The following is a 4,072-nucleotide window of genomic DNA, read 5'->3' on the forward strand; positions in this document are numbered from 1 at the left end:
AAGTTGGACACTGTGCGCAAGGTGAGGCCCTCTGTTTGGCGGGCGCCACCTTGGGCAAATCGGCAGTGTCGCACAATTTCGCGACCCTTCGCGACTTGACACTGTTCTGGCGTCAGTATGCATTAGATCCATGCAGACCGAACCGCTTCCCCAGAACCTCGCCTTCCTGTGCAGCTATTATCCGTCGATCGCCGCCGTGTGTCGGCGCCTGCAGATCAACCGCCAGCAGTTCAACAAATATCTGAGCGGCCAGACCTGGCCGTCACGCCGCAACATGCGCAAGATCTGCGATTTCTTCGGCGTGACCGAAGGCGAGCTTTTGATGGACCAGCAGCGCTTTGCCGAGATCGTCGGCCTGCGCCGCCGCCCGCTCGGCGTCCACGCGCCGTCGGACCTGCTGGTGCACATGGAGCAGCTCTATCAGCGGTCCGGCGATCTCGGGCGCTATGTCGGCTACTATTTCCGCTATTTCTACTCGTTCGGCTATGCCGGCAAGATCATCAAATGCCTCGTCGTGATCTATGAAAAGGACGGCCGCTATTTCTGGAAATGCATGGAAAGGCTCGTCCATTTCGGCAAATATGGCGTGAAGACCTCGAAATATTCGGCCGCGCTGCTGCTGCTCGGCGATCGCATATTCGCGCTCGAATCCGAAATCCTGCTCAAAACCAGCATCACCCAGGTGATCCTCTATCCGAGCTACCAGACGAGCGTCGCCTATCTGGTCGGCATCCAGACGGGCATGCCCCTTTTACGGGGGCGGAGACCCGCAGCCTCGGTCGTGCTTCTGGAATATCTCGGCCGCTCCGTCGACCAGCGCAAGGCGCTGCGGGCCTGCGGCCTATTCGACGAAACCGACCCCGCCATCGATGCTGGCATCCGCGCCATGATCACCAACCGGATACCGGCGGGCACATTCGTGCTTGAAACCGAGGAGGTGTAGCCGGCTCCCCGGTTATATTGCCCGCTCCACGCCGCACCAGCCGGCGGCGAACAGCGCGATCGTCTTCGTCACCCGGCGCAGCGACGACAGGCTGACGCGCTCGTCAATGCCATGAATATTCTCCGAAACCGGTCCATAGACCAGCGCCGGTATATTCGCATGGACGGCGAAGAGCGCCGCGTCGAGATAACAGGTCATGACGTAGGAACGCATCTCACCGCCATGCGCCAGACCGTGTGCTTCCTGCAGAACCTGTCCGGCGGAGCAGTGCGGCCGCATGCGGTAGCCGGTCTGCATGACGCCGATCCACTCGACCTTCGGATTTGCCTTGGCGAGCCGCGGATCCGCACTTGCCGTATCGGCGACGAAGGCTTCGAACGCGGCGGCGCGCTGCCTGGGATCGTCGCCAGGATAGAAGCCGATCCGGCCCTCGAAGGAGCAGGCGAAAGGGACCGAGGCCAGCCACTCGCCGCCGGAGATGGTGCCGATGTTGAGCGATGCGGGATTGGCGATCTCCTCGAAACCGGGATGGCGCGCGCGTTCGTCGTTCCACTTGGCCGCAAGACGCTGCAGGTGGCCGATCAGGCCGAGCCCGGCATCGATGGCGCTGACGCCGGACTCTGCTTCCCTCGGATGTGCGGGCACGCCATGGACGGTGATGCGGAATTTGATGACGCCGGAATTGGCCGAAACCAGCTGTTCGTCGGTAGGTTCCGGAATCAGCACCGCATCGGCGGTGCAGCCACGGGCGATTGCGGCGGCCGCGCCGTTGCCCGTCACCTCCTCGTCGAGCACCGACTGCACCTGCACCGGCGCGGTCAGGCGGTAGCCGGCCTTCTCGATCGCGTCGAGAGCGAAGATGTTGGCGATGAGCCCGGCCTTCATGTCGCCGGCGCCGCGGCCGTAGAGCCAATCGCCGTCGCGGGTGGCGGAAAACGGCGGATAGCGCCAATGTGACGGGTCCGCCGTCGGCACGACGTCGACATGGGCGTTCAGGGCCAGCGAGCGGCCGACTTGCGAAGCCGGCGTCTTCCTGCCGACCACGTTGAACGCGCCGGCATAGTCGATCGTCGCCGGCGAGAAGGCCGGATGATTGGCCATCGCCCGCATATCGATGCCGAACCGTTCCACCGCATAGCCGCGTTCGGCGAGCGCTGAGGCGACGATCTCCTGCGCGGCGCCTTCCTGCCCGCGCAGCGAAGGCGCGCGGACGAGCCGCTGTAACAGTTCGACCTGGCTTTCAAAATTGTCATCGACCGCGCGGGCGATGTGATCTGGATCGGGGAATGAGGATTTCATGACTAGCCTTCCTGACTGAACCGGCGGGGAGAAGTCGCGCGTCTCTCTTGCCCAGCCGGCACTGTCAATGGCCGTTCTGGCCGGCAGCATAGGTGCAACAGGAACCGTTGCCCGAGATAAGCGGGCCGGCGAGCCGGACGCCGCGTTGCCGGACGCATTTGCTCTCCATGCCGCGCCCTCCCAGCTATGCCGGACAGAGGGCCTTGCGCAGGGCCTCGACGAACTGCTTCAGCGGCGGGGTTGGGCCGACGTTGTATTTCCAGTTGGTCAGTCCGATGGTCAGCGAATCCTCGTAGCTCTGGCCGCGAAGATAGGTGACCAGCTTGTCGAGATCGATGATGCCGTCGCCCCAGGCAAGATGGCTGCCGCCGGCATCCGAGTCGGTGAAATGCACATGTGCGACGCGGCCGGCGACATGGGTGAAATTATCTTCGGGCCGTTCATGCGTCATCACCGCGCCGGCCACGTCATAGACGGAACGCTATACGCGTTCATGTGGCAACAACTCGAACGAGAGGCGAGCTAAGCTGAAGGCCTCATGAAGTAAAGTTACGCATCAGGTTTCAGAGAAACGTTGACACCCTGACGGTTTAATTCAAAACCTCGACCTAAAGGGAGATATTCAATGGCTCGCCATCCGTCGCAAGAAAATCGCATATCACAACCTAATGATGACACGGTCATCCCAGGCGTCAAGCGCAATGCACAAGATGTCATTGGGCTCATTGTCGACCAGCAGTCACAGTTCTCCAAAACAAACCGCCGGATTGCGCACGCGATTTTGAGCGAGCCGCATAGCTTTGCCGAAAAGCCTATCGAGGAACTCACCACTTGGCTCAATGTATCGGCGCCAACCATCACACGGTTTTCGCGCATGCTGGGATGTGACGGTCTAAAGGATCTCAAGCTCAAGATCATGGGGTCGGTGCGCGTCGGCATCCGTTATCTCGAACCCCAGACGCCGCCCGGATCCATCGCCGAAGTTGCGGAGCGCGTCAGCAAACGGGCGCAGAAAACCATTGCGGACATGCATCACAACGTCGACCTCGAACGCGCCCAGGCGGTCGTCGACAAGATCAGCGTCTGCCACACGCTCTACGCATTCGGAAGTGGCGGTGTCTCCTCATGGCTTATCGAGGAGATCCAGAACCGCTTTTTCCGGTTGGGTATACGCGTAATCCCCTGTAACGATCACCAGATGCAGTTCATGCTTGCAACAGCTGTTGAACGCACGGACGTCGTGATCTGCTGTTCGCTCACGGGCGCCAATGTCGAGCTCGAGAAGGCTGTAACCGTCGCTCGCGAGTACGGAGCGACAACCATCGCCCTGACACCGAGCGGAACCCCCCTGGCTTTCGCTGTGGACGAACTCCTGCCGATCGACTGCCTCCCGGACGAAGACATTCTGACGCCGGCGTCAATCCGCTACGCCTACATGATCGCAATCGACATCATATCCTACGGCGTCGCCATCGCACGCAAGGACGCGGGCCGGGAAAAGCTTCGCCGCCTCAAGCAGCAACTGGCGATCGCACGCGATGCGGCCCAGACACAACCCTTGTGCGACTGAGCCGGAAGATGTCAACTTTTTTGCTTTTTTGATCAAAAAATAGATCAAAAACTGACAAAATGCTCCGGACCAACGAAAAATGACACGGAAATGAAAATTTTGTTGGACAGCTAAAAATTTTTGCGCATAGTTACCCCACAGCAAGAGCTTAACCGGCCTTACAGTTTGTCTTCTAGGCCGGAGATACTGAAAGTCATCTGCCGGCACAGCCGGTCGGCCGAAATCAAAAAAAGCTATCATAATGGGGAACTAGCATGATT

General features: G+C 60.2%; 4 protein-coding genes. 2 read left to right on the plus strand and 2 right to left on the minus strand.

All coding sequences use genetic code 11. The features are described from left to right. The first annotated feature begins 130 nt into the window (after nt 1–130). Complete coding sequence (locus tag EN906_RS25375) at nt 131–943, plus strand: helix-turn-helix transcriptional regulator (RefSeq protein ID WP_127267312.1); 813 nt, start codon at nt 131–133, stop codon at nt 941–943. Between the two features lie 12 nt (nt 944–955). Here EN906_RS25375 and EN906_RS25380 read toward each other — a convergent pair whose 3' ends face one another. Together EN906_RS25380 and EN906_RS25385 are read right to left on the minus strand one after the other, a co-directional pair. After that, a complete protein-coding gene (locus EN906_RS25380; protein ID WP_127267311.1) occupies nt 956–2,242 on the minus strand; it encodes an ArgE/DapE family deacylase in 1,287 nt (428 codons plus the stop codon). A gap of 184 nt (nt 2,243–2,426) precedes the next feature. After that, entirely contained in the window at nt 2,427–2,693 is a 267-nt protein-coding gene (locus tag EN906_RS25385; protein WP_236383061.1) for a hypothetical protein, read from the minus strand. A 174-nt stretch (nt 2,694–2,867) separates the two neighbouring features. On the opposite strand from EN906_RS25385, the gene EN906_RS25390 reads away from it, so the two are divergent. Beyond that, on the plus strand, nt 2,868–3,812 hold the full coding sequence (locus tag EN906_RS25390; RefSeq protein ID WP_127267310.1) for a MurR/RpiR family transcriptional regulator: 945 nt from the start codon (nt 2,868–2,870) through the stop codon (nt 3,810–3,812). Nucleotides 3,813–4,072: the final 260 nt, after the last annotated feature.

It is taken from the genome of Mesorhizobium sp. M7A.F.Ca.CA.004.06.1.1, from assembly GCF_003999135.1.
GTDB lineage: Bacteria > Pseudomonadota > Alphaproteobacteria > Rhizobiales > Rhizobiaceae > Mesorhizobium.

Bases quoted from the DNA above. Each gene is read 5' to 3' on its own strand.
- EN906_RS25375 (WP_127267312.1), top strand. From the start codon at position 131: ATGCAGACCGAACCGCTTCCCCAGAACCTCGCCTTCCTGTGCAGCTAT.
- EN906_RS25380 (WP_127267311.1), bottom strand. From the start codon at position 2,242: ATGAAATCCTCATTCCCCGATCCAGATCACATCGCCCGCGCGGTCGAT.
- EN906_RS25385 (WP_236383061.1), bottom strand. From the start codon at position 2,693: ATGACGCATGAACGGCCCGAAGATAATTTCACCCATGTCGCCGGCCGC.
- EN906_RS25390 (WP_127267310.1), top strand. From the start codon at position 2,868: ATGGCTCGCCATCCGTCGCAAGAAAATCGCATATCACAACCTAATGAT.